We start from the raw sequence: 23,338 nt of genomic DNA, 5'->3' as shown, positions 1-23,338 counted from the left end.
CGAAAACGATTCAGCACCAAGAGTTAGACAGCGGCCCGCTCACCGTTCGAAGTTTGCTCAGCATCGCCATCTTCCGGAGGCAATACGCACCAGAACTCGGCAAGCAATCCCGCCACCAACAAGACGAGCGCGCATCCTCCCGCGAGCAACGTCTGCTCAATTCCGAAGAACCCGCCGGGGCGCGTGACGATCATGCCGGCGATCCCAATCGCCGCACCAAGAAACACGGCACCGCCCAACGCTGACGCCTTCGCGAGTGCAAGCGCGAACACCGCCCGCTCAGGATTCACACGCTTTCCCGAAGCAGCACGTGCAGCCGCATCCAGAGCATCCGGGTCGAGCGCACTCTCGCGCCGCCGCAACTCCCGCACCCGACGCATCGCCGCGGTGTACCGACGCACCGGCCAGGCAATCGCGAGCGTCACGATCGCAGTCGCGAGCAGGGTTCCACTGAACACTGGAGAGAGCAAGAAGAGCGGCTGGCCAGAACTAATGAGCCACGTCTCGAACGCAACCGCGACCGCGCCCCCGGCAATAGCGCTGAGCACCAGCACGAACGGGTTCGTGTATTTCACGCGCGATACCTCTCGACCCGGTCGGCGGCGTTCGCGAGTAGTTCGGCAATCGGTCCGCGCCCGGTGAGGGATGCATCCGGCTCGATCTCAGCCCACGGCGCGAGCACGAACGCGCGCTCGAAGGCACGAGGATGCGGCAGCTCAAGCCGCTCATCAGCGCTCTCGAGGTCACCGTGTTCGATGAGATCGAGATCGAGGGTGCGACTCCCCCAGCGCTCAACGCGCTCGCGACCGTGCGCATCCTCGATGCGATTGAGTTCGTCGAGAAGCTTGTGCGGATCGAGATCGGTGTGCAACGTGATGACGGCGTTGAGGTAGGCCGGCACCGACTCGTCGACGCCGTGCGTCGTGAGCGCCGGAGTCTCGTAAATACTCGAGCGGCGGTGCGGCCAAACGCCATCGAGCGCCTCGATCGCATCCATCGCTTCACGGATCGCGGCCTCACGATCGCCGAGGTTCGCACCGAGGGCAATGACCGCGCGGGCGTGCGGGCGACGCGGAGTCTCGGGCTCCGGACCCTCAGGCCGATAGCGCAAGACCGAAACGGCCACATCGTTGAATCGCAGCTTCACCGGTGCCTGCGGCTTGTGCACTGTGATGCGCACGGCTTGCGGCCCATTGAAGGCGAAGGTGACGGCGGCGAGGCGCTCGGCGAGCGTCTCGAGCAGGTCGACCGGTTCGCGCAGCGCCACCTGATAGAGGGCACGCATGAGGTGACCGTAATGAAGGGTGTCTTCGATGTCATCGGACTGTGCGGCGGCACGAGTGTCGAGCCAGACTTCGGCGTCGATGTAGAAGTCCTGGCCCTCGGCGCGCTCGTGGGCGAAGACACCGTGGCGACCGCGCACGTGCAGGCGGTCGATCGTAATGCGATCGAGCTCGGGTGCGGGCAGGGCCGGATGCGCGGCCGGGCCTGGCCGGGTCGGCATCAAGTCGATCGCGGCATCAGCCGGGTGGTCGCGCCGTTCGAGCTCGCTCATCGCATTACCTTCCCACCTGCGCGCCAGGATTCCACGACATCCATCGCGGTTCGGCTGGCTGCGACGTTGTGCACGCGCACACCCCAGACGCCGCGCTCGGCGCAAAGTGCCGAGATGACCGCGGTGGGGAGGTCACGATCGGTGACCGGTGCATCCTGGTCGAAGAGCGCCCCGAGGAAGCGCTTGCGGCTGACGCCAATAAGAAGGTCGTGGCCGAGCTGCTGAAAGTCATCGAGTCGCTTGAGAATCGCCCAATTGTCATTGCCGTCTTTGGCGAAACCGAGGCCCGGGTCGAGGATGATGCACTCAGGCGCGATGCCGGCAGCGACGGCGCGGTCACGCATCTGGGTGAGTTCGGCGAGTACCTCGGCGGCGGTGTCGTCATAAATCGCAAGGTCGTTCATCGTGACCGAGTGGCCGCGCCAGTGGCTCAGGATGAATCTGGCTTGGCGGCTCGCGGCGACCGGCAGCATCTCGGCATCGGCGAGGCCGCCCGAGACGTCGTTGATGATGACTTCGCCTGGGCCCTTGGCGTCGAGGCAGGCGGCGGCGGTGGCCGCGTACATCGTGTCGACCGAGACCCGGATGCCCTGGGCAACGAGCACTTCGACCACCGGGAGCACGCGTGCGCACTCCTCTTCTTGGGGCACGCGGGTGGCGCCGGGTCGGGTGGATTCGCCACCGACGTCGATGATGGTGGCGCCTGCCGCGATCATCGCGGCGGCGGCCTCGAGCGCGCGCTGCGTGCGTTGCTCGGGCGTGCTCGCCTCGCAGCTCCCGCCGTCCGAGAAGGAATCGGGCGTCACGTTGAGGACGCCCATGAGCTCAGTCGCAGATTCGCTCGTCATGCCTCCATCCTCGCACCGCGCGCGTGGTTGCTTCGGGATTTTGTCACCCCTGCAACCTGTCGAGGTGTAGATGCCTCGAGGCGCGGTATAGGTGACGAGAATGCAAGCTCAATTGGCCATCGCCTTCCCTACCGCACCCCCTGTGGACAACGGAACATCCACAGAGGCAGCAGATTTCGACCGATTCGATGCCGAGACCGGGTTCTCTATCGGCTATGACTGCACAACCCACCTACTACGGGGTCTTTTCAACCGCGCAACTCGGCTCATTCGGCCAAACGCGAGCCAACATCACACAACTCACGAAGGCAGGAAAGATCATTCGCCTGCGCAATGGGTGGTACGCCCTACCAAACGCAGACAATCGAGTCGCTCGAGCCGTGACATTGGGCGGAGCGCTGACAGGGCCCTCGGCACTTCGACTGCACGGCGCGTGGACGCCGCCAAACCTCGGCCTCAACGTGCGAGCATCACGTCACGACCGGGTGCGGAAGACCCTCAATGTCACTTCGCATGCGCTGCGTGGTGAGTTGTCACGACCTATCAGGACGAGCGTTGATGACGTGTTCACTGCGCTCTTGGTGACTATTCGAGACTTCGATACCGAAAGCGCAGTCATTCTCGCCGACTCGGCGTTGCAGCGAGGACTCATCTCTTCGGTGGAGCTTGAGCACATCATTAGCCTCGCGGGTCCGGTGGGACGGCCCGTGATTCGTTCGGTCAACGGCAAATCGGAATCTGGGACAGAAAGCCGATTCCGTCTCTGGCTGGATCGCAAGGGCATTAAGTACACGGTGCAATCGAAGATCCCGGGCGTGGGACGTGTCGACTTCTTGATCGGCAAGCGGCTCGTAGTTGAGATTGACAGCGTTTCTCACCACACCTCAGAAGAGTCGTACCGGAATGATCGGCGGCGCGACCGACGACTCGTCAGGCTCGGGTATGTCGTCATCCGCCTGACCTACGAGGAGGTGATGTTCGAACTCGACTCAGTCGGACAAGACGTTATGGCCGTGATTCGGCGCGATGGGCATCGATATCCGCCGCGCTCACTGCGGGTCACAGCAGGCAAGACCGCCCGACAATTGCGAGCGGCGTAGGAATCGTCACGCAAGCGCCTTGTCAAGGTAATAACACCTCGAGACCACGCGTGGGTGACAGGAAATCACCAACAGCGTCAGTCGCGGTCGGTGGCGGAGAGGGCGATGAGGCGGAACGCCTCGGCGCGGGCCGACGACTCGGTGAGTGCGCCACGAGCCGCAACGCTCACTGCGTCAGACTCCGCCTGGCGCGGGCCGCGATCGGCGACGCAGCCCTGTCGCGCTTCAACTACGGCGAGCGCGCCCCTCGCACCCAGGCCGAGCATCAACGCATCGACGAGGTCTTCACCGAGTTGCTCTTGCAGCGTCAACCGACTCGAGCAGGTCTCGACGAGGTCGTACAGTCGCCCGAAGCCCACGATCGAATCGCCCGGCAGATACGCCAGCTGAATCCAACCATCAAAGGGCAGCAGGTGATGCTCGCACATCGCCCGGAAGCGGATATTGCGCACGAGCACAAGATCGCTATCGGGCGCCGGCAAGCGGCCATCACGCAACGCTGGCACCGGGTCAACACCCTCGCCGCCGAGCAATTCCGTAGCCGCAGCCGCCACCCTCAAGGGGGTGCGGGCAACACGCGCGTCATCAGCGGCAATACCGCTCGCAATCAAGAACTCGCGAATTGCGGCCGCGGCGCGCGCCTCATCAACGGCCACGGCTACTCCGGCTGCTGCGTCTGCTGGTGACCGTGGGCGGCGCCGCCACCCATCTCATCGACCTGCAGATGCGGCTTGAGCGTGACCGGTGGCTGCAGGCTCACCGGGCGCTGCGGGCTCGAGAGCCACTGCGGTCGCTCGGGCAGCTTCTCGATGTTGGCGAACAACTCAGCAAGTCGCTCGTGACCGATTGTCTCGTGCTCGAGCAGTTCGGCCGCGAGCTGGTCAAGCAGCGCCCGGTTGCGATCGAGCACGTGATAGGCCTCTTGCATCGCGTTTTCGAGCAGACCCTGCACCTCGTCGTCGATGCGCGAGGCCACGGCATCGCCATAGGGCGCACCCTTCGAGACGGCATAGGGCGATTCGCCATCACCGTCGCCGAGCTTCACGGCACCGAGGCGCGTGGTCATGCCGTACTCGGTGACCATCTTGCGCGCGGTCTTCGTCGCCTTCTCGATGTCATTCGAAGCGCCGGTGGTCGGATCGTGGAACACGATTTCTTCAGCAATGCGGCCACCCATGGCGTAGGTGAGCTGGTCAAGCAGCTCATTGCGCGTCACCGAGTACTTGTCTTCAAGCGGCACGACCATGGTGTAGCCAAGCGCACGACCACGCGGCAGAATCGTGATCTTCGTGACCGGATCGGTGTGCCGCAGCGCCGCAGCCGCGATCGCGTGACCACCCTCGTGGTAGGCGGTGATGAGCTTCTCCTGATCATTCATCACGCGCGAGCGACGCTGCGGGCCCGCAATCACGCGGTCGACAGCCTCATCAATGGCGCGCGCGTCAATGATCTGCGCGTTCATGCGCGCGGTGAGCAGGGCCGCCTCATTAAGCACGTTCGCGAGGTCGGCACCGGTGAAACCCGGCGTCTTGCGGGCAACGACGGCGAGGTCGACATCGGATGCGAGGGGCTTACCCTTCGCGTGCACCTCAAGGATGCGGCGACGGCCGTCCATATCGGGGGCGTCGACGCCGATCTGGCGATCGAAGCGGCCCGGGCGCAGGAGTGCCGGGTCGAGCACATCGGGTCGGTTCGTCGCGGCAATCAGGATGACGTTGGTGTTGCCGTCGAAGCCGTCCATCTCAACGAGCAGCTGGTTGAGCGTCTGCTCGCGCTCGTCGTTGCCGCCGCCGAGACCCACGCCACGCTGGCGGCCGACGGCGTCGATCTCGTCGATGAAGACGATGGCCGGCGCATCTTTCTTCGCTTGCTCAAAGAGGTCGCGCACCCGCGAGGCACCGACACCGACGAACATCTCGACAAAGTCAGAACCCGAGATCGAGTAGAACGGCACGCCAGCCTCACCCGCAACGGCGCGGGCGAGCAGGGTCTTACCGGTTCCGGGCGGGCCGTAGAGCAGCACACCCTTAGGAATCTTCGCGCCGACCGCGGTGAACTTGTCGGGCGCCATCAGGAAGTCTTTAATCTCGGCGAGTTCTTCAAGCGCCTCGTTCGCACCTGCAACGTCATCGAAGGTGACCTTCGGGTCTTCCTTCGAGACGAGCTTCGCGCGCGACTTGCCGAACTTCATCACGCCGCCAGCGCCACCACCGCCGCCGAGCATGCCCGAGAACATGATCCAGACGAAGAAACCGATGAGCACGAGCGGCAGCAGGAGTGACAGCGCGGTCGAAATCCAGTTCGGACCGGGCACTTCATCGTTGTAGCCACCCTCGGGCGCGGCCTTGTCGACCGCCTGCACGACCGCATCGGCACGTGCATCCACGAAATAGAACTGGATGTGCTGACCGAACTTTTCGTCGGGCTCGGTGAGCTCAACGTCGACGCGGTTTTCACCGTCGACGATCTTCACCTTCTCGGCCTTGCCGGCCTCGATCAGGGTGATGCCTTCTTGCGTCGTCACCTCGCGGGTGCCCTGCATGTTGATCAGGCTGAATCCGACCCCGATGAGGATGACGGCGAGCAGCACGATGACGATCGGGCTCTTCAGGGTCTTCTGGAACTTCTTCATGGATGCGAGCTCGCAGGGCTTTCTACAGAGGGCGGGACGGCCTAAAGCCTACCTGCGGGTGACCTGCGGGCGACCAGAATGAATTGCGCGCTCAACGAACACGGTGGATGCGGGCGCTTCGAGAGCCTCAGCGCACGGGACGGCGAGTCTCAGCGCACGGGACGGCGAGTCTCAGCGCTCGGGACGGCGAGTCTCAGCGCACGGGACGGCGAACCTCAGCGTGCGAGGGGCGCGAGCTTCACGACGAGCGCCTGGTGGTCGCTCGCGAAACTATTGTCGCGCTGGTGCGGAATCGGCGCGCAGGTGCCGCCGTAGTTGTCGAACCAGGATGCATCCGCAAACTTCTCGCCGTGCACGTTCGCGGGTGCCGCGCCGAGCACGCGCGCCTCCTTGACCTCAACACCGCGCACGAACACGAAATCGATGCGGTCAAGCGGCTCGTGATCCGCCTCGATCGCCGACCAGGTTTCCCCACCGACGACCGCAGCATCGGGATGCACGTCACGGAACGCATCCGTGTACCCGGCCCCGTGCAGGCGATCGACCGCCCGACACGACACGTCGACGCGATCAGGCCGCGCGGCCCAATCGTCGCTCGACGGGCAGTTGAAGTCGCCCGCAATGATCACCGGCGTCTCGGCCGGAACCTCCGTGCCGAGCATTCGGTCGGTCTCAGCCAAGATGAGTTCAATCTCACGCACTCGACGCTGCTCGCCCGGCAACGCGTCTACCGCATCCTGATCGGCGCCCTGCGCCGTCGCGTACGGGCCGTAATCGTCAAACCAGAGGTGCACCGACCACACAAGGGTGAGGCCGAGGCCCGGCAGGTCGACCGCGGCCGCCGTGCCGAAGGCACGAGTATCCGTGCCAAGCAGTTTCGACCGATGCGCCGTGAGCACCGCGTTGTCCCACGATTGCTGGCGGGCACGCCAGCCGAGACGATCAGCAAGCTCTTCGCCGCCGTCACCGAAGCATTCCTGCACGATCGCGATATCGGGGGCGACGCGCGAGATGAGCTCGGCCTGTTTCGCGCGCCCCGACTCGATTTCGCGGCCACCGAACCAGAGGTTCCAGCAGAGCACGGTGGTCATGCGCGCACCTCGGTGAGTTCAAGCAGTTCGGCAACGTCATTGCAACTCGCAAGGCGGTAGTGCGCCTCGAGCTCGACGCTCGGGTCGGCGTTGACACCGACCACACGCATCCCGGCGAGCATGGCCGCCCGCGAGCCGACCGGGGAGTCTTCGATCGCGAGGCAGCGGGTCGGGTCAATGCCAAGTCGCCGCGCCGCTTCGAGATAGAGCGCCGGGTTCGGTTTGCCTTCGACGACATCGTCGGCGCTCGCGACGATCTCGAACAGGGGGCGCAGGCCGGATGCGCCGAGCAGGCTCTCGAGATCGTCAGCGCTTGAGTTGCTCGCAACGCCGAGCGGGATGCGACCGGCGAGCGCGCGCACGAGATCCACCGCGCCGGGCATCGTAGGCACACCGACGCGCAATTCTGCCGAGAACGCGACCGCAAGTTCACTGCGAAGCGGCTCGACCGCTTCGCCGAGTTCGGCGGCCAACTTGATCGCCGCATCCATCACCGTGAGGCCGCGATAGGGGGCCCGATCAAGGTCGCACCGGCCGCGTGCGGCGCCGATATCACCGACGACTTCGAGCCACGACGACTCCGAATCGACCAAGACGCCGTCACAATCAAAGATGATCCCATCTAGACCGTCTAGCTTTAACATCACCGCTCGTTGCTGGTTGCCGCCGGTTGAGTCAGTTTCCACCCGAAATGCCCTTTGAAATCCCTGGTCTTCCCAGACCTGATCCAGCCACCAACACGGAAACGGTCAGCGAGCGACCCTTACATTAGTGCCACCGTTGACGGATAACCCGTCAGCATTCCGAGTTTGGATACGAACTGTGCTTCTCCACGAATCCATTGCTGAACGCATCCGCGATGAGATCGATGCGGAACGCATCGAGATCGGTGCGTCGATGCCCACCGAGCGTGAGCTTGCCGAAATCCACGGCGCCTCGGTCGGAACTGTCCGCCTCGCCCTGCGCAATCTCGTGCTTGAGGGCACCCTCGCCGGCGGCCGTGGGGCCCCGAAAACCGTGGTGCGTCGGCCGAACGCGCCCTCGGCGTTCTCTGAAGTGCTCTCATTCGCCCAGTGGGCCTATGCGCAGGGCAGAGAGCCCGGCGGCAGTGTCGTTGACCAGGTGTGGGTGACGGCGAATAGCTCGGATGTGCGGAACCTGCGTTGCGCCACGCGCGACCGGGTGTTGCTGGTGGTGCGCACGCGCACGCTCGATGGCGAGATCGTCATGCTTGAGCGCGCGCGCTACCCCGACTGGCTCGGCCGCATCGTCGAGCAAATGGACCCGTCGCTACCGTCAGTGACCAATGCACTCGGCGAGCAGGGTGTGCATTTCACTCGGGCGGACCACTCGTTCGCGGCGGTCGCGGCGTCGAGTGAGGATTCGCGGCTGCTCTGCGTGCCCCGCGGGAAGCCGCTGCTCAGCCATCACCGTGTGAGCGCGGATCGACACGGCCTGCCGCTCGAGAACTCTGAGGACCGCTATCTCAGTGGGATGCTCGCCATCGCGGTGTCGTCATCGGAGCAGTCGAACCCGCTGCGATGGGTTGATTTGTAGGAGCTCGCTTCGAGCCTTGCGACTGAGCCGCACCCTGAGGCACCTTCGCACCTTCGCACCTTCGCGTCTTGAGGCTCTCGAAGGGGCATACCAGCCGTTCTTCGAGAACCTCAGCACACGAACCGTGCTTCGAGAACCTCAGCACACGAACCGTGCTTCGAGGGTCTGGGCCTACGCAGGCCGCGGCTTCAGCCAGCTGGATGCTTCAGCGACGTACCCTCGTCGGCATGCGTCCGAATCGTGCCGTCGACCTCGATTTCGCTAGCGTGCGCGCGGAGTATGAACTGCCGAGCGCCTTTCCCGACGAAGTCGAGCGCGAAGCCGCGAACGCGCAAGACCGCTTCGCCGCCGACCGCATCGACGCCCGCGAGATCCCCTTCGTCACGATCGACCCACCCGGCTCACTTGACCTTGACCAAGCCGTGCACCTCGAGCGCACGACCGACGGCTTCCGATTGAGCTACGCGATCGCCGATGTCGGCGCATTCATCGAACCCGGCGGAGCACTCGACACCGAAGCTCGCTTGCGCGGCCAGACCATCTACCTTCCCGACGGCAGTGTGCCGTTGCATCCGCGCATCCTCGGCGAGCAACTCGCGAGCCTCGTCGCCGGCGAAGACCGACCGGCGGTGCTCTGGCAAATTGACGCGGACGCATCCGGTCGCCTTCGCCGCGCCCGCCTGCGGCGCGCGCTCGTGCACGTCACCGCCCGGCTCGATTACGCGGGCGTGCAGGATGCGGTCGATCGCGACGTCGCGCTACCGCCGGCGATCGAGGCGCTGCCGTCGTTTGGTGCAGTGCGTGCGCACCGGGCGCTCGAACGCGGCGCGATCGAGCTACAGCTCCCGGCGCAGGAACTCACCGCGGTCGAAGGCGGCTGGCGGCTGCGCTTGGAACCGCGCACCCAAGTGGATGCGTGGAACTCGGAGTGCTCGCTCGCGACCGGCATTGCCGCCGCCGCGATCATGGTGCGCGGTGGCGCGGGCCTGTTGCGCACCCTGCCTCGGCCCGACGCCGAGTCGCTCGCTCGTTTTCGCGACGCGGCACGCGCGTTCGGTATTGAGCCTGGGGATGCGGCGCCCGGCGCCCTGCTCGCATCCTTGCCGCCGCAGGAACTGTCGACACTTGCGTTGAATATGGCCGCAACAAAGCTCTTGCGCGGATCTGGCTACCTCGCCTTCGACACTCGTGCCGGGGATGCGTTGCCGAGCGCCGACCGCCGCTCGCACGCGGGCGTCGCGAATGAGTACGCGCATGTGACCGCACCGATTCGGCGACTGGCCGACCGGTTTGGTACGGAGCTGTGCCTAGAGCTCAGCGACGGCGAGTGGTTCGACTTCGATGAACAGGATGCGCAGGAGGCTGCTGGCGACGCCGCCGCGCCGGTGGCGAAGGAATCTGCATCCCCGCTCGCGGACATCCCGGCGATCATGCAGCGCACCGGCCAGCTCGCGAACGCGGTCGACAATGCCTGCCTCAATTTGGCCGAAGCGACGGCGCTGGCCGATCAGGTGGGGTCGGAGTTCGCCGCCGGTATGTTGCGGCCGGGCGATGGCAAACACGATGCCGAGGTGTTCGTGTTTGACCCGCCGGTCATCGCGCAGTGCCGCGGCGACGTGCCGCCTGGGCGCCGCATCCAGGTGCGACTCATCGAAGCGGATATCGCGAAGCGCCGGGTGCGCTTCGAGCTGGCCGAGTAGCGCGCCGTTGGCGTCTCTTGCGGTCCGGTCGCATGGCGCGCGCAGTCGTACCATCGCTAATCCGCGCGCTCCCGGCTAAACCGCGCGTTGCAGCGGGCGGATTAGGCGGGAGCGCGCGGATTAGTGGGAGGAGCTGTGCTTCGAGGGCCTCAGCACGCGGGACGCGAGGGCCTCAGCACGCGGGATGCGAGGGCCGCAGCCCTGCGCGCGGCTACGCCTCCTCGGGGATCCCGGGGCGCAGCACCCGGCGGGCCGGCTCGACTGGCTCGTCGGTCGCTTCGCCGCCGAACACCTCGGGCTGCAGCACGACCACATCGTTGAGGTTGCGGTAGCGCTCGTCGTAGTCAAGACCGTAGCCAACCACGAACTCGTTCGGCACATCGAAGCCGATATACCGCACGAACACGTTCGACTTCAGCCGCGAGGGCTTGCGCAGCAGCGTGCAAATCTCCACCGACGCCGCACCCCGCGACTCAAGGTTCTGCTTCAGCCAAGTGAGCGTCAGACCCGAGTCAATGATGTCCTCGACGATGAGCACGTGGCGGTCGGTAAGGTCGGTGTCGAGGTCCTTCAGGATGCGCACCACACCCGTCGACTTCGTTCCCGAACCGTACGATGACACCGCCATCCAGTCCATCTCGACCGGGATGCGCAACGAGCGCGCGAGGTCGGTCATCACGAACACGGCACCCTTGAGCACGCCGACGAGCAGCGGCGTGCGCTCGTGATAGTCGCGCTCGATATCGCGCGCCATCTCGGCAAGACGACCGCGAATCTCATCCTCGCTGAGGAGCACCTCGCGAACCTCGTGTTGAATCTGCTCTGCGCGCACGTCAGCTCCCTCTCAGTTCGTGCATCCGGATCAATCGTCGCGAGTCGCGTCGAAAAACAGTTGGCCATTGTCGCGCTCGACGCGAATTCCCGGCAGATCAATCGGACCCTGCCCACGCCACTCGGTCGCCAACGCCGACACCGCCATCGTGTGTGCGCGCGACAGCGACACCCCAAAGCCCTGCTCAGCAACCAGGCGACAGATGCGCTGGCGCAAGGCCGCGGGTTGCGTCACGAGCCCGCCAACATCAAGCGTGATGCGACCCTGCTCGTCGTGACCAATAATCTCGTGCGCCCACTCATTCGCCAGCGCATCGAGCGTCTCGGAATCCTCGCGCAGACTCGTCGCGGTGCGGGCCAGCGCTTCGGCAATTCCCGGGCCAAGCTCGGCTTCGAGCATGGGCATGACGGTCTGACGGATGCGCACCCGCTTGTAGCGGGCATCCTCATTTTGCGGATCGTGCCACGGTTCGAGACCCTGGTCGGCGCAAGCCTGGTGCGTCTCGGCGTGACGGATACCGAGGAGCGGTCGCACGAGCGTGCCGTTCACCACCGCCATGCCGTGCAGTGACTTGCCGCCTGATCCTCGGGCGAGACCGAGCAGTACGGTCTCGGCCTGGTCGTCGAGCGTGTGTCCGAGGAGCACATGCGTGGCACCCAATTGCTCACGGATGCGGTCAATGGCGCCGTAGCGCGCCGCTCGCGCCGAAGCTTCCGGTCCGGCGCCGTCATCAACGACGTCGACGCGCTCAACAACGACCGGGGCGAGGCCGAGCTCGCGCGCCTGCGCCGCGGCACGTTCCGCCTGCTCCGCCGAACCCGGCTGAAGCTGGTGGTCAATGCACACCGCGCCCACGCGCATCCCGGCCCGCGGACACTCAAAAGCCGCCGCAGCCGCGAGTGCCAGCGAGTCGGGGCCGCCCGAAAGCGCAACAAGAACTAGGTCACCCTCGCGGGCAACACCGCGCAACGAATTACGCACCGCGCGACGAATGTCGGCGACCGGGGGTGTAAGGCGAGGACGATCAGGCACGTGGCCAGCCTAGTGCGCCATCACCGCGCGCGCGGAGTACGTCGCTTACCAAAGGTGAGATAAGCGATCGGTCCGAAGAAGTTGATGAAGTTGGTGAGGAACCACACCCACTTGCGTCCGCGCACAAATTCTTTGGGGCGGCCGAGTAGTGCCCCTTGCGCAAACAAAAACAGCCCCACCTGGATTGCGGCAAGCAACACGATGCCCGCCTGCTGGTTCTCGTTGAGGCTGTTCCAATCGGTCTTCTTCGCCATGGTGCGTTCCAATCCTCTGCGGTCACTGCCGCGTCCATGGTCGCGCGGTAGCCTGGGAGTTGCAACGTTTCTGCATCCGAATCGTCATTCAAGGAGCACCATGGGCGCGTACGACGTCGTCATCGAGATTCCCCGCGGCAGCCAGAACAAGTACGAGGTTGACCACGAAACCGGTCGTGTCTACCTCGACCGCGTGCTGTTCACGCCGTTCGTTTACCCGGTCGACTACGGCTACTTCGAGAACACCCTCGCCGATGACGGCGACCCGCTCGACGCACTCGTGCTCCTCGAGTACCCGGTGTTCCCGGGTGTGGGCCTGAAGGTGCGCCCGGTTGGCGTGCTGCGCATGGCCGACGAGGCCGGCGGTGACGACAAGGTGCTCTGCGTGCCCGCCAAGGACCCGCGCTGGGCTCACATCCAGGAACTTGAGGATGTCGCGCAGAACACCCGCGACCAGCTCAAGCACTTCTTCGAGCACTACAAGGACCTCGAGCCCGGCAAGTGGGTCAAGGTCGAGGCTTGGGGCACCGCCGCCGAGGCCGAGGAAATCATCGAGCGCGCGATCGCCTCGTTCGTTCCCCACGAGTAAGCAACTCACCTAAGTAGCGGGGCGTGCATCCAAATGGATGCACGCCCCGCCTTCTTATGCGCGTTACCTACCGCTACCAGTAGTAGATGCCGCGGTCAGCGAGCCAGACCTGCGGGTCAACGTTATTGCCCCAGGGCATGATTTCGAGGTGCAGGTGGCAACCCGTCGAGGCACCGGTTGTGCCGGCGTAGCCGATTACATCGCCGGCGTTGACGTACTGTCCCGGCCACACATTGATGCCGCCGTAGGACATGTGGGCGTAGCGGAAGGTCGTGCCATTCGAGTTGATGTCGACCATGTTGCCGTAGGTGCCCATCTCACCCGCATAGGTGATGGTGCCGGAGTCGATGGCGTAGAGCGGCGCCCAGCAGCTGCCGCCGGGGACGACGAGGTCGAGGCCCCAGTGCGTCGAGTAGCCGCCCCGCGTTGGGTGCCAACGCATACCGTAGGGACTGGTGACGACCGAGTTCCAGCTCATCGGCGGCGATATGCCCCCGCTATACCCAGCGCCGCCGTCGCCCGACGACGGAGCCGGCGGCACATAGGGAATGCCAGCGGCCTCAGCCGCCGCCTGGGCAGCCGCGGCTTCTTCGGCGGCGATACGCTCGCGCTCTTCTTGCTCGCGACGACGCTGCTCTTCGATGCGCTTGCGCTCTTCTTCGCGCAGGCGTTCACCCTCGTGATAGTCGGCCTCGACGACATCGCGGTGTTCCTTCAGCGGGATGAGCATGGCTTCGAGCTCACTGCCCTGCGTCACTGCGTTGTCGCGCGCGGTTTGCACATTGGCCTGGGCGATAACGGCCGCGTTGTAGGCACTTTCGGCCTCGTCTTCGAGCCGGATGCGTTCATCGAGTGCGACCTGTGCTTGATCAGCGAGCGAATCGGCGTTATTCCGCGCGGTCACCGCATCCTCATAGACAGCACCGTTGTACGTGCCGAGCTTTGAGAGCGTCGACATGCTCATGAGAAAGTCATCGGCCTGCTCGGGCTGCGTGAGCAGTTGCATGGTGGGGTCGTTGCTCACCCGGTTGGACATCGCAGCAGCCATGGCGCCAGCGTCACGTTCGGCGGCCTCGGCGGTCGTGGCCGCATCCTGCGCCTGCTGGTCGAGGGTGTAGTGCAGGCCCGCCTGAGCGGTGGCGGCATCTTGTGCCGCAGAGTAGATGTCGCCTGCGGCCAGGGCGTTGCCTTCGGCGATCGTCACCTGGTTGTTGAGGTCGTCGATCTGCACGTTGATTTCATCGATGAGCGCGTTTTGACGATCGATGTCGCCCTGGGCGGCGATGACATCGTCCCAGGTCGCGTAGTCGTCGAGGTCTTTGGCGACGGCTGCGTTGAGGCCGCTGCCGACGAGGATGAAGGTGAGCACCGCCGCCGAGATGGCACGCAGGCCGTTGCGGCGCGTGCGAGTCGTCGTCGAGCGCGTTGCGGGCATCCTGTTCCTTCAGTCTTGCGAATCCGGTGCGTGGTGGGCATCATCGAGCCCCGAATGTCACTTTGTGCATGTTAGTCACACTAGTAACACAGGCCACGTTAGTCGGCTTGCGCCGCAAACGTAACCCCCAGGCGCGAAGAATGGCTCGTTGACGCGCCGAAGAACGGCCGAGCCGTGCCGATTTGCGCGGTTGGGACTCGTCGTCTAATGTTGTTCCTCGGCGGTCCACGACTGCAGGGCTTCGGCCCCATCGTCTAGTGGCCTAGGACACTGGCCTTTCACGCCGGCAACACGGGTTCGAATCCCGTTGGGGTCACGGTGGCGAATGCTTCCGAGGACTGTTAGAGTGGATCGTCTGTAATTTAATATGGCCCTGTAGCGCAGTTGGTTAGCGTGCCGCCCTGTCACGGCGGAGGTCGCGGGTTCAAGTCCCGTCAGGGTCGCGAGTGCAATGCCCTCTCCGGAGGGCATTCTCACTAGAGACACGATGATGTTTCGACGGCAATCGTGACTCGGCTCTGTAGCTCAGTTGGTAGAGCGTTCGACTGAAAATCGAAAGGTCACGGGATCGACGCCCGTCGGAGCCACGTAGTGGTCATTATGCCATTACTGAACCCCCATGAGGCTTCTACTCGTGGGGGTTCCTTTATTTTTCCTGGTGAGACGCCGGTTCTGGCTTATAGGCCAAAAAGTGTGTATAGCGTCGGGTGTGTCTAGTCGCGTTGGCTACGTCCGGCCCATCCCGCGCGGGCCCAGAGCCCTTCGTCCGCGGTGAGGGCGGTGTCGTAGGACACCGGTCCGACCACCTCGTCGGCTGTTCCATTGGGGCCGGTGCGGGTTCCACGCGCGGGATAAGGTCGTAGACCTGGTCGCGTGGGAGTTCTTTGAGGGTGAGGAACCATTCGGCGGCCCGTCGGAGGTGGGCCTCGGGCATGCCGCGGTGGCGGCGGAGCAGGTCACGGATACCGGAGTTGATCCCGCCTTCTAGCGCGCTGGTCGTGCGCGCGTTGCCGTGCTCGAGATAGGTGAACAGGACGCCTTGCTGGTTGAGGCGGTGGAGCAGGTGCCAGGCTTTGCGGAGCCGGTCGTGGGTGTACCACCACTGGCCGGAGTGCCGGTGGTAGGTGCGTTCCTTGGTGAGGTGTCCGTGCGCTTGCCACCAGGTATCGAGGTGTTGTTGCCACGTGATGGCCGCGTCGATGTCGTGGATGTCGGACAGTGCCCGGCTGAGTTGCAGCAGCCGTCGGCCGGGATCGGTGCGGGGGTTGCGGGTGAGGTGGCGTCGGGTGCCCAGTTGGACGTGGAAGATGCACCGTTGTACCCGGGTGGTGGGCCAGTGTCGGCGGAGTGCGGAGTGCAGTCCGGTGCCGCCGTCGCAGACGGCGACAGTTGGGGCGGGGATTCGTTCCAGGAGCGCGGACCAGGCGGCGTGGGATTCGGTGGCGCACCATTGCCAGGCGAGCACGTGGCCGAGGCCTTGGGGTCCGGCGGTGGTGGCGATGAGCAGGCACCAGGTGCCGAGGTAGATGCCGTCGAGGAGGATGTGGTGGTGGCGGGTTTCCACGGGCCCGAGGCGGGGCACTATCTGCCAGCACCAGGCGGTGGTGCGGCGGAAGGTGCGGGCGCTGGTGCCGGGCAACTCGGATTGGGCGTGTTTGCTGGTGAGCCAGTCAAGGAACCGGTCGAGCTCGTGTCTGCGGGTGAGGTCGGGGCGTCGGCGAGTGCTGGAAGCCCCGCAGCGGGGGCAGCGCCAGCGTTGAGTACCGGCGCTGGTGGTCCCGTTTTTCACGAGTCGGGTTGCGCATAGCAGACAGGTGCTGGTGTTGGTCGGGTTCGGCACGGTCAAGGGTGCCGGAGTAAGAGGTTAGGGCGTGTTCGGCGCGCTGGTGCGGGAGAACGATCCTTCTATACACACTTTTTGGCCTATAACCCCCGGTCTGCGTCGCTCTAGCGTCGTCTTGCGCCGCCCCGCCGTCATCCTGCGCGAAGTCGCAGGATCTATCGTGGTCCTTACAAGCCGAGCCCGCCGCGACCTTGGGCCATTCCTGGGCCATTTTCGCGGCCCGTGCTGTAGTCAGCGCTTTCGAACGGGTTGCTGAACGAGTCGGCAAGGTTCGGGCTCGCAGACGAGCGCCGCGACTTCTTTGCGCCGTTCGTCGTGCTGCTCTTCTTGGTGTTCTTCTTCGACTTCGGCTTGTCGGGCTCGAAGAGCTCGTCGAGCACCGACCCGGCCCGCCGAGCGACACCCTCGCGTGCGCGTGAATAGCGTTCGGTGACTTGCAGGCTGGAATGCCCGAGTACGGCTTGCACGTCAGGTGCAGAGGCTCCTGCGTCGAAGAGGATCGTGGCGAAGGTGTGCCGGAGATCGTGCACCCGCAGATCGGGGCGGCGAAGTTCTTGCTTGATTTTCTCCCAATCGACAGCGCGGCGGAAGTTACGTGCGGTGAGTCTGCCACCGTTCTGTCCAGCCCACAACAGGTCATCTGGTTCCTTACCCTCGACCGCCGCGATGACAAACGGAAGGAGTTGATTCGTAATCGGGGCTTCCCGCTCCTTATGGCTCTTGGGGCTTTGTTCGACCAGTTCGCCGTTCATGCCGGGGGAGAAGCTGCGGCTGATGCGGAGGATGTTCTGCTCCAGGTCGGCGTCGCGCACCCGCTGCGCGGTTGCCTCGCCAGCGCGCATCCCCGTGAATACGAGCGCTGCCGCGTAACTCCGGTACACGCCCTTTGGGATGAGTTCGAGCAGTCTCCTGATCTGCTGCACGTTGAGTGCCCGCGAGGTTGGGGAAGTGGAGGTGTCCTGGTTCGGGCGCTTCACTTCTCGTGCCGGGTTGTAGTCGATGATCCTTGCTCGGCGTGCACCGTCGAGCAGGCGGCTGAGCACGGCAAGCGAATCTACCTTGATCGACGGAGACCCCGCCCACGCCACCATCGCCGACTCGATGAGTGGCGAGGTGATCTCTTCGAGCTTCTTGTCGCCGAGCGTCGGCTGAACCCGCTTGCGCCACGACACGTCGTAGCCGCGCGCAGTTCCAATCCGCACTGACGCTGCGACAGCGGGCCAGTATCGCTCGTGCCATTGCGTGAGCGTCATGCCCGCGTTCGGGTTGCGACCAGCGACCTCTTTTGCCAGCTCGCGCTTCGCTTCCGCGAGCGTAAGGAGCATACGAGAACGATGCTGCTTATTCCCGGCAAGGTCGGTCACCGTCACACGTATCTGATACCGTTTGCGATTCGCCCGCCACCGTATCCCCTCGGGCAGCGGGCGACCTGTGTTCGGATCGACCCGAGCCGGGGAAGTGTTTGACGGACGCCCGGCCATCAGCGTCTCGTTCCGCCGACTTCGAGGAACTCTTCGATGGTGTCTGCGCGCCAGAGCTTGTGCTTGCCCACCTCGGCATCCGGCTCCGGGATCAGTCCGTCGCGACGCAGCTTGTCGAACGTTGGCAGTGGCACCCGGCAGCGAGCGGCAGCTTCGGCGCGTGTGAGGTAGTCGGTCTGCGTCGTTGCCTCGGTCATGCCCATTCCTTTCGCCGGGGCGGTCGAGTGTCGCCAGGATCTAGCGTTATTGCGAATACCTGATACTGAAACACAAACAACACGTAATCGCAACTACATGAGACAAGCGGGTTAGTTCGCTAGACTGGTGCACATGGCACTTCCGACGCCCCGCCCCTGGGATCAGACCGCAGATGGCCTGATCGCGCAGGCCGATCTGCCAGCTGGCTGGCACCTCGCTGCTCGGTTCCCCGGAGAACGTGCCGACGATACCAGTGACGAGATAGATCGCGTGCTCGGCTATGACGACCAGGCGAGCAATGCCAACTCGGAGCAGAACGAAGCCGCTGATGGTCGCTGGCGCTACATTGAGCATGAGGCCACCGCTACGCGGGTGATGATCCGTTTGCAGCGCCAGCTCTATGCGACCCCCGAGGAAGTGCGCATCACGGGAGTGATCTATCTGCCGTGGCGACCGGGCGACCCTATCACGAGCCATCTGCTACGTGAACTCCCGACAGCGAAGATCGAGGCCGCGATTAACAAGCGTCTCTTCGCGATGAAGCGCGTTGCTACCGTGACTGGCAACAAGGTTGTGCTCCCGAGCGGCCTTAAGATCAGCGACAGGGAACTATTGAAGCCACTCGGTAACCCCAAGCAGGTGCCCGACTTCTACGAACTCGTCGCCTTGCAGCACGGCAAGCTCTCAGGGCAAGGCGACGAGAACCCGTCAGCGACAATGGCTGACATCAACGGTGTCGCACTCAGCACGGCGCAGGGCTGGGTCGCTAAGGCCCGCAGCCGCGGACTGCTCCCGCCCGGGCGTCGCGGCCGTGCTGGGTAGCATCGTGGACTCGAACTGTTCCGTCCCCTTCGCACATGGAATCATGAACAGTCGTTCTGCCTCACGATTCCAACATTTCGGTGCAACCTACCTGTGGGTAAATGCACTGTTCTTCACGACCTAGCGGGGTCGCTAGCACATGAGTTAGCATATGAAACGCGCTTGCATTCGCGAGGTAACGGCCCGACCCCGTTGTCCAGATAGGCGGCACGGATCGCATCTCCCAACGTCGGTCGAACCTTCGAGTTCAGGATTCTTCCCCAGCTCCCACTCACTACATGCCTGTGAGGCGTTGAAACCACTTCTACATTTCACCTTTTCCGAGTTTTGAGGGCCACCAGATTTTGCGGCCGATATCTGTTGCGAGCGCAGGAACGAGTAGCGATCGCACAATAAAGGTGTCAAGCAACACACCAAACGCCACGATGAATGCGATCTGCGCGAGGAACAGAATTGGGATGACCGCAAGAGCCGCAAACGTTGCCGCGAGTACGAGACCGGCGGAGGTGATCACGCCGCCCGTGATGGCGAGACCGCGCGAAATGCCCTCTCGGGTGCCGTGCGCAACTGATTCTTCGCGCACCCGAGTCATCAGGAATATGTTGTAATCAATGCCGAGTGCGATAAGGAACACGAACCCATAGAGTGGCACGGCCGGGTCGACGCCAGGAAAGTTAAAGACGTGATTGAACATCAACGCGGCGACCCCAAGCGCAGTACCGAAAGACAGTACGGTTGTCGCGATAAGAATCAGCGGCGCAACAATCGACCGAAGCAGCAACATCAAAATCAGCAGGATCACCAGCAGCACCACGGGAATGATGAGCGTGCGGTCATGAATCGACGCGTCATTCGTGTCAACTGCGGTTGCCGTCACGCCGCCTACGATCGCGCCGCTACCCGAAAGCTCTCCACGGGTGATGCGCACAACCTGCTCCGCGGCCTCAGAATCTGCTGCGTCGCTGAGCGTTGCCTGTAGCAGTACTTCTCCGTGCGAAACCGTGGGCTCCGGCGCGGGAGTTCCGGGAGGGCCAAACGCCTGCAGTCCGCCTGTGGTGACCAGGGCGGTGCCGCTCGGTGAATCTGCCGATACCACCGAGACACTGTCAACACCAGTGATGCCGATCAACGTTTTGCCGGTCTGCTGGAGAGCAGCCTCGGGAGCGAGGACATACATGGGGCTTCCCGAACCGCCGGGGAAATGCTCACCGAGTACCTTCTGGCCATCACGGGCCTCACTGGCTCCGAGCACCAAGCCTGACTGAGGCACTCCCGATGCGTTGAGCTGGCTCGCACCCAACACGCCCACGGCGAGCACCACGACAGTAACTACCCAAATGGGTCGTGGATGAGTGCGAATAAAGTTGGCGAGCCGGGCCCACATGCCCACTGGCATTCCATGCTCTGCCGCAACAACCTCAGGTTCAAAGTGTGGGCGCTTAGGCCAAAAAGCGGCACGACCGAATGCGAAAAGGATGGCGGGCAGCAGCGTGAGGGCTGCAAGCATCGCAAAAAGAATTCCCACAGCAGCGACGGGACCGAGTGAACTATTGGACTTGAGATCTGAAAGCAGTAGACACAGCAGCCCGGCGATTACGGTGCCTCCCGAGGCGAGGATTGGTTCGAACGAACCACGAAGGGCCTGCCGGGTCGCAGTGCCGCGATCCTTTGTCTTTCGCAACTCCTCACGAAACCGAGACACATATAGCAAGGAGTAGTCGGTTGCTGCACCGATCACGAGAATGAAGAGAATGCCTTGAGTCTGACCAGAGAGCATGAAGAGCCCCCATTTTGCGAGCCACCAATTCGCAAGCAGCGCAACGGTCAGCGCCATCAAACTTGTCGTCAGCACCGCTACAGGTAAGAGCAGGGAACGGTACACAATGATGAGGATGATGAACACGGCGAGCAGCGCAACACCGAGCAGGAGTCCGTCAATCCCTGAAAAGGCGTTCACGAGATCAGCGGTGAACCCAGCGGGACCGGTGACATACACTTGAACGCCCTCGGGAGCCACAGCTCGCAACTGCTCACCGATTCCGGTCGTTGCTTCGCGAATCCCATCCTTCCCGTCAATAGGCACAAAGGTTTGAGCGGCCTTACCGTCTTCGGACGGAATAAGCGGAGACACCTCTGAGGACACGCCTGGCACGGTTTTGGGGAGCGATGCGACCGCATCGCTGAGTTGAGAGAGCTGTTCGGGCGTGAGCACTTTTTCACTTGCGACCACCACGACCGCGGGAATTGCCTCGGAATCGCGGAAATCAGCAAGTCGTTCTTGCACCTGGGTGGCGTCAGCCGAACTAGGCAAATACGCAGTCTGGTCATTTGATGAGACCTCATCAACTTTGCCAAAATATGGGCCACCCACGCTGCCAGCACCCACCCACAGCAGAATCAGGATCGCCGGAGTCAGTACTCGTGCCCAACGGCGAACTCTCGGTCGAGCTTCTTTTGATTCTGTCAGCGGTTGTGCTGCACGTGGATTTATGGCGCTTCCCTTTTGCCTAGCAAAGGTAATTTATTCACCTTGGTAAATAACTGATATCGGCTAATATAACACCATGACCGGTGCCAGTTCAACGCCAGAAGAGAGCCCGTGCCTCTTCGTTGTCGAAGCGAATGACCCTGAAAGCAGGATCATCGATCGCTCCGAAATGGATCAAGAATCCATGCAACAAATCGGAGAAATCATGGCAGCGCTCGGCGCGCTCCGCGATGCGGAGGACCGCCTGTCAGAGGCCTCATTGGCCTACATGAAACTTGGGCAGAATGACATGCGTGCTCTGCATTTTCTCATCGTCACAGCGAATTCAAAGAAGATAGCAACCCCGGGAATGTTGGCAACCCACCTGAAAATCTCGACTGCTTCAACAACAAAACTGTTAGACCGTCTCGAACGAGGCGGTCACATCACGCGGTCAATTCATCCAGAAGACAGACGAGCTGTCGCGCTCGCTATCACACCTGACACGCACGAAGCCGCCATGCAGACAGTGGGTCGCCAGCAGGCAAAACGATTTCATGCGGCGGCGCGGCTCACTTCTCAAGAGCGCGAGGTGGTCGCACGATTTATCAACGATATGGCAAACGAGCTTGATGTCTCCACTGAGCGCTGGGCTATCCAACAACACTAAGAACGGGTGAAAGACATGAGTGTGATCATTGCGGGATCATCTGGTTTAGTGGGCACCGCCCTGGCTGCTGATCTGCGTGACCAGGGAAAGCGTGTGGTGCGGCTCGTGAGGCGCCCCGTGAAATCGGCTGATGAGGTCAGCTGGAATCCTGACTCCGGGCAGCTTGACCCGGATATTCTCCGCAACGCAAGTGCAATTGTTTCACTTGGCGGAGCAAGCGTCGGCCATCTCCCCTGGACCTCGAAGTATCGAGACACGCTCTGGAGATCCCGAATTGACGCGACCCGCACAATCGTCACAGCAATTCGGGCTTTGGCTCAGAATGGCGAACCTATTCCCTCGCTCATTTCTGCTTCGGCCACCGGGTTTTATGGCTCCAAGCCGGGTTTCGAATTTACGGAGCGGTCACCGGTGGGCGACACATTTCTTGCCCAGTTGTGCGCTGCATGGGAATCCGAAGCGCTCAGGGCGGACGAAACCACAGGGGTGACTCTTTTACGCACCGCCCCGATCCTGCACCCGCAAGGAGTGTTGCGCCCAATGATCCAGCTCACACGACTCGGTCTCGGCGGGCCGCTCGGAAGCGGGAAACAGGTCTGGCCTTGGATTTCATTGGAGGATGAGATTCGAGCGATTAATCACATCCTGGCGCACACGATTACCGGACCGGTAAATCTTGCAGGCCCCGTTCATGCAACCAATGCAGAGATCGGAAGGGCGCTTGCCAGGAAGCTGCATAGGCCGTTCCTCCTGCCCACCCCGACGGCAGCGTTGCGGATTGGGTTGGGAAAAGATGCGACCGAATCACTTCTCACCACTGATGCGCGCGTCTCTCCGGAAGTACTTATGAACAGCGGCTTCCAGTTCATACACCCGACGGCAGAGGACGCGATTCACGAGATAGTCTTCTAGACCACAACCTCTACGCCGCGCATTGGCCCATGGAACCTATTCCTCTAATTGTTCTGCTTGCAAGACGATTCGGTGAGCCATACTGCGAAAAATGAACCCATGGAACGGAAGCATGCTCAGCCAATAGAGTCTTCCTGCCAGCCCCTGTGGGAAGAAGGTGGCTTTCTGCCAGTAGCGGGAACCCGACGACCTGGGGTCGACTCCGAGCTCTAGCCAGGCTTCTCCGGGGAGCTGCATTTCAGCTCTGAGGCGAAGAAGTTTGTTCGGGATGGCGAGTTCAACGGCTCATCGCATTTGAGGGTGTAGGTGTGGTCTGAATC

General features: G+C 63.2%; 22 protein-coding genes, 3 tRNA genes and 1 pseudogene. 10 read left to right on the top strand and 16 right to left on the bottom strand.

Going from position 1 to position 23,338, the window contains the following annotated elements; all coding sequences use genetic code 11:
* Window positions 1-23: 23 nt before the first annotated feature.
* The 3 genes from EG850_RS01690 to folP are packed head-to-tail and all read right to left on the bottom strand — an operon-like array spanning window position 24 to window position 2,403.
* Entirely contained in the window at window positions 24-575 is a 552-nt protein-coding gene (locus EG850_RS01690) for a DUF3180 family protein (RefSeq protein WP_185714900.1), read from the bottom strand.
* Window positions 572-1,555: a 2-amino-4-hydroxy-6-hydroxymethyldihydropteridine diphosphokinase gene (gene folK, locus EG850_RS01685; RefSeq protein WP_235829168.1), complete on the bottom strand. Its 984-nt coding sequence runs from the start codon at window positions 1,553-1,555 to the stop codon at window positions 572-574. Before folK ends, EG850_RS01690 begins: the two co-directional genes overlap by 4 nt.
* Window positions 1,552-2,403 (bottom strand): dihydropteroate synthase, encoded by an 852-nt coding sequence (folP, locus tag EG850_RS01680; protein ID WP_124969224.1) that lies wholly within the window; start codon window positions 2,401-2,403, stop codon window positions 1,552-1,554. The genes folK and folP overlap by 4 nt, the downstream gene beginning before the upstream one ends.
* 215 nt (window positions 2,404-2,618) lie before the next feature.
* On the opposite strand from folP, the gene EG850_RS01675 reads away from it, so the two are divergent.
* On the top strand, window positions 2,619-3,503 hold the full coding sequence (locus EG850_RS01675; protein WP_185714899.1) for a type IV toxin-antitoxin system AbiEi family antitoxin domain-containing protein: 885 nt from the start codon (window positions 2,619-2,621) through the stop codon (window positions 3,501-3,503).
* Window positions 3,504-3,580: 77 nt separating this feature from the next.
* Here the strand turns inward: EG850_RS01675 and folE are convergent, their stop codons facing one another.
* The 4 genes from folE to EG850_RS01655 form a co-directional block, all read right to left on the bottom strand.
* Entirely contained in the window at window positions 3,581-4,159 is a 579-nt protein-coding gene (gene folE / locus EG850_RS01670; protein ID WP_124969220.1) for a GTP cyclohydrolase I, read from the bottom strand.
* Window positions 4,160-4,161: 2 nt separating this feature from the next.
* On the bottom strand, window positions 4,162-6,135 hold the full coding sequence (gene ftsH, locus EG850_RS01665) for an ATP-dependent zinc metalloprotease FtsH (RefSeq protein ID WP_124969218.1): 1,974 nt from the start codon (window positions 6,133-6,135) through the stop codon (window positions 4,162-4,164).
* Between the two features lie 215 nt (window positions 6,136-6,350).
* Window positions 6,351-7,226 carry an endonuclease/exonuclease/phosphatase family protein gene (locus EG850_RS01660; protein ID WP_124969216.1) on the bottom strand — a complete coding sequence of 292 codons (876 nt, stop codon included), beginning with the start codon at window positions 7,224-7,226 and terminating at the stop codon, window positions 6,351-6,353.
* Complete coding sequence (locus EG850_RS01655; RefSeq protein ID WP_124969214.1) at window positions 7,223-7,870, bottom strand: HAD family hydrolase; 648 nt, start codon at window positions 7,868-7,870, stop codon at window positions 7,223-7,225. The genes EG850_RS01660 and EG850_RS01655 overlap by 4 nt, the downstream gene beginning before the upstream one ends.
* Window positions 7,871-8,048: 178 nt before the next feature.
* Between EG850_RS01655 and EG850_RS01650 the strand changes: the two genes are divergently transcribed.
* Complete coding sequence (locus EG850_RS01650) at window positions 8,049-8,783, top strand: GntR family transcriptional regulator (protein WP_185714898.1); 735 nt, start codon at window positions 8,049-8,051, stop codon at window positions 8,781-8,783.
* A 227-nt stretch (window positions 8,784-9,010) separates the two neighbouring features.
* Window positions 9,011-10,483: an RNB domain-containing ribonuclease gene (locus tag EG850_RS01645; protein WP_124969210.1), complete on the top strand. Its 1,473-nt coding sequence runs from the start codon at window positions 9,011-9,013 to the stop codon at window positions 10,481-10,483.
* Window positions 10,484-10,694: 211 nt separating this feature from the next.
* Here the strand turns inward: EG850_RS01645 and hpt are convergent, their stop codons facing one another.
* Genes hpt through EG850_RS01630 form a run of 3 tightly spaced genes read right to left on the bottom strand, consistent with a single transcriptional unit; the run spans window position 10,695 to window position 12,601 of the window.
* Window positions 10,695-11,315, bottom strand: coding sequence for a hypoxanthine phosphoribosyltransferase (gene hpt, locus EG850_RS01640; RefSeq protein ID WP_124969208.1), 621 nt, complete (start codon window positions 11,313-11,315; stop codon window positions 10,695-10,697).
* A 30-nt stretch (window positions 11,316-11,345) separates the two neighbouring features.
* Window positions 11,346-12,347, bottom strand: coding sequence for a tRNA lysidine(34) synthetase TilS (tilS, locus tag EG850_RS01635; RefSeq protein WP_124969205.1), 1,002 nt, complete (start codon window positions 12,345-12,347; stop codon window positions 11,346-11,348).
* Between the two features lie 20 nt (window positions 12,348-12,367).
* Window positions 12,368-12,601 carry a PLDc N-terminal domain-containing protein gene (locus tag EG850_RS01630; RefSeq protein WP_124969203.1) on the bottom strand — a complete coding sequence of 78 codons (234 nt, stop codon included), beginning with the start codon at window positions 12,599-12,601 and terminating at the stop codon, window positions 12,368-12,370.
* Window positions 12,602-12,701: 100 nt separating this feature from the next.
* Between EG850_RS01630 and EG850_RS01625 the strand changes: the two genes are divergently transcribed.
* Window positions 12,702-13,190, top strand: coding sequence for an inorganic diphosphatase (locus EG850_RS01625; protein WP_124969201.1), 489 nt, complete (start codon window positions 12,702-12,704; stop codon window positions 13,188-13,190).
* A gap of 73 nt (window positions 13,191-13,263) precedes the next feature.
* Here EG850_RS01625 and EG850_RS01620 read toward each other — a convergent pair whose 3' ends face one another.
* A complete protein-coding gene (locus EG850_RS01620; RefSeq protein WP_124969199.1) occupies window positions 13,264-14,625 on the bottom strand; it encodes a M23 family metallopeptidase in 1,362 nt (453 codons plus the stop codon).
* Between the two features lie 243 nt (window positions 14,626-14,868).
* Between EG850_RS01620 and EG850_RS01615 the strand changes: the two genes are divergently transcribed.
* From EG850_RS01615 to EG850_RS01605, 3 genes are all read left to right on the top strand, one after another.
* Window positions 14,869-14,941: transfer RNA gene (locus tag EG850_RS01615), tRNA-Glu, on the top strand.
* Window positions 14,942-14,994: 53 nt separating this feature from the next.
* Window positions 14,995-15,068, top strand: a tRNA-Asp gene (locus tag EG850_RS01610).
* A gap of 71 nt (window positions 15,069-15,139) precedes the next feature.
* A tRNA-Phe gene (locus EG850_RS01605) sits at window positions 15,140-15,212 on the top strand.
* Between the two features lie 59 nt (window positions 15,213-15,271).
* Here EG850_RS01605 and EG850_RS01600 read toward each other — a convergent pair.
* From EG850_RS01600 to EG850_RS01590, 3 genes are all read right to left on the bottom strand, one after another.
* Window positions 15,272-16,465, bottom strand: coding sequence for an IS1249 family transposase (locus EG850_RS01600; RefSeq protein WP_235829183.1), 1,194 nt, complete (start codon window positions 16,463-16,465; stop codon window positions 15,272-15,274).
* Window positions 16,466-16,635: 170 nt separating this feature from the next.
* Window positions 16,636-17,793: a tyrosine-type recombinase/integrase gene (locus EG850_RS01595; RefSeq protein ID WP_185714897.1), complete on the bottom strand. Its 1,158-nt coding sequence runs from the start codon at window positions 17,791-17,793 to the stop codon at window positions 16,636-16,638.
* Between the two features lie 155 nt (window positions 17,794-17,948).
* Entirely contained in the window at window positions 17,949-18,146 is a 198-nt protein-coding gene (locus EG850_RS01590; RefSeq protein ID WP_124969193.1) for a MerR family transcriptional regulator, read from the bottom strand.
* A gap of 133 nt (window positions 18,147-18,279) precedes the next feature.
* Here EG850_RS01590 and EG850_RS01585 point away from each other — a divergent pair, with 133 nt between their 5' ends.
* Complete coding sequence (locus EG850_RS01585; protein ID WP_124969191.1) at window positions 18,280-18,969, top strand: hypothetical protein; 690 nt, start codon at window positions 18,280-18,282, stop codon at window positions 18,967-18,969.
* A gap of 304 nt (window positions 18,970-19,273) precedes the next feature.
* Here EG850_RS01585 and EG850_RS01580 read toward each other — a convergent pair whose 3' ends face one another.
* Entirely contained in the window at window positions 19,274-21,355 is a 2,082-nt protein-coding gene (locus tag EG850_RS01580) for an MMPL family transporter (RefSeq protein ID WP_328588366.1), read from the bottom strand.
* 178 nt (window positions 21,356-21,533) lie between these two features.
* On the opposite strand from EG850_RS01580, the gene EG850_RS01575 reads away from it, so the two are divergent.
* Window positions 21,534-22,106, top strand: a complete 573-nt coding sequence (locus EG850_RS01575) for a MarR family winged helix-turn-helix transcriptional regulator (RefSeq protein WP_124969189.1) — start codon at window positions 21,534-21,536, stop codon at window positions 22,104-22,106.
* Window positions 22,107-22,121: 15 nt separating this feature from the next.
* Window positions 22,122-23,018, top strand: coding sequence for a TIGR01777 family oxidoreductase (locus EG850_RS01570; RefSeq protein WP_124969586.1), 897 nt, complete (start codon window positions 22,122-22,124; stop codon window positions 23,016-23,018).
* Between the two features lie 36 nt (window positions 23,019-23,054).
* On the opposite strand, the pseudogene EG850_RS01565 reads toward EG850_RS01570, so the two are convergent.
* Window positions 23,055-23,282: pseudogene (locus EG850_RS01565) on the bottom strand (DUF2867 domain-containing protein); the annotation flags it as partial.
* Window positions 23,283-23,338 lie beyond the last annotated feature (56 nt).

Origin of the sequence: Gulosibacter macacae (genome assembly GCF_003865375.1) — a bacterium.
GTDB classification, from domain to species: Bacteria; Actinomycetota; Actinomycetes; order Actinomycetales; family Microbacteriaceae; genus Gulosibacter; species Gulosibacter macacae.
The sequence above is the reverse complement of the archived record's forward strand: the minus strand, read 5'-3'. Positions and strand labels throughout refer to the sequence as shown.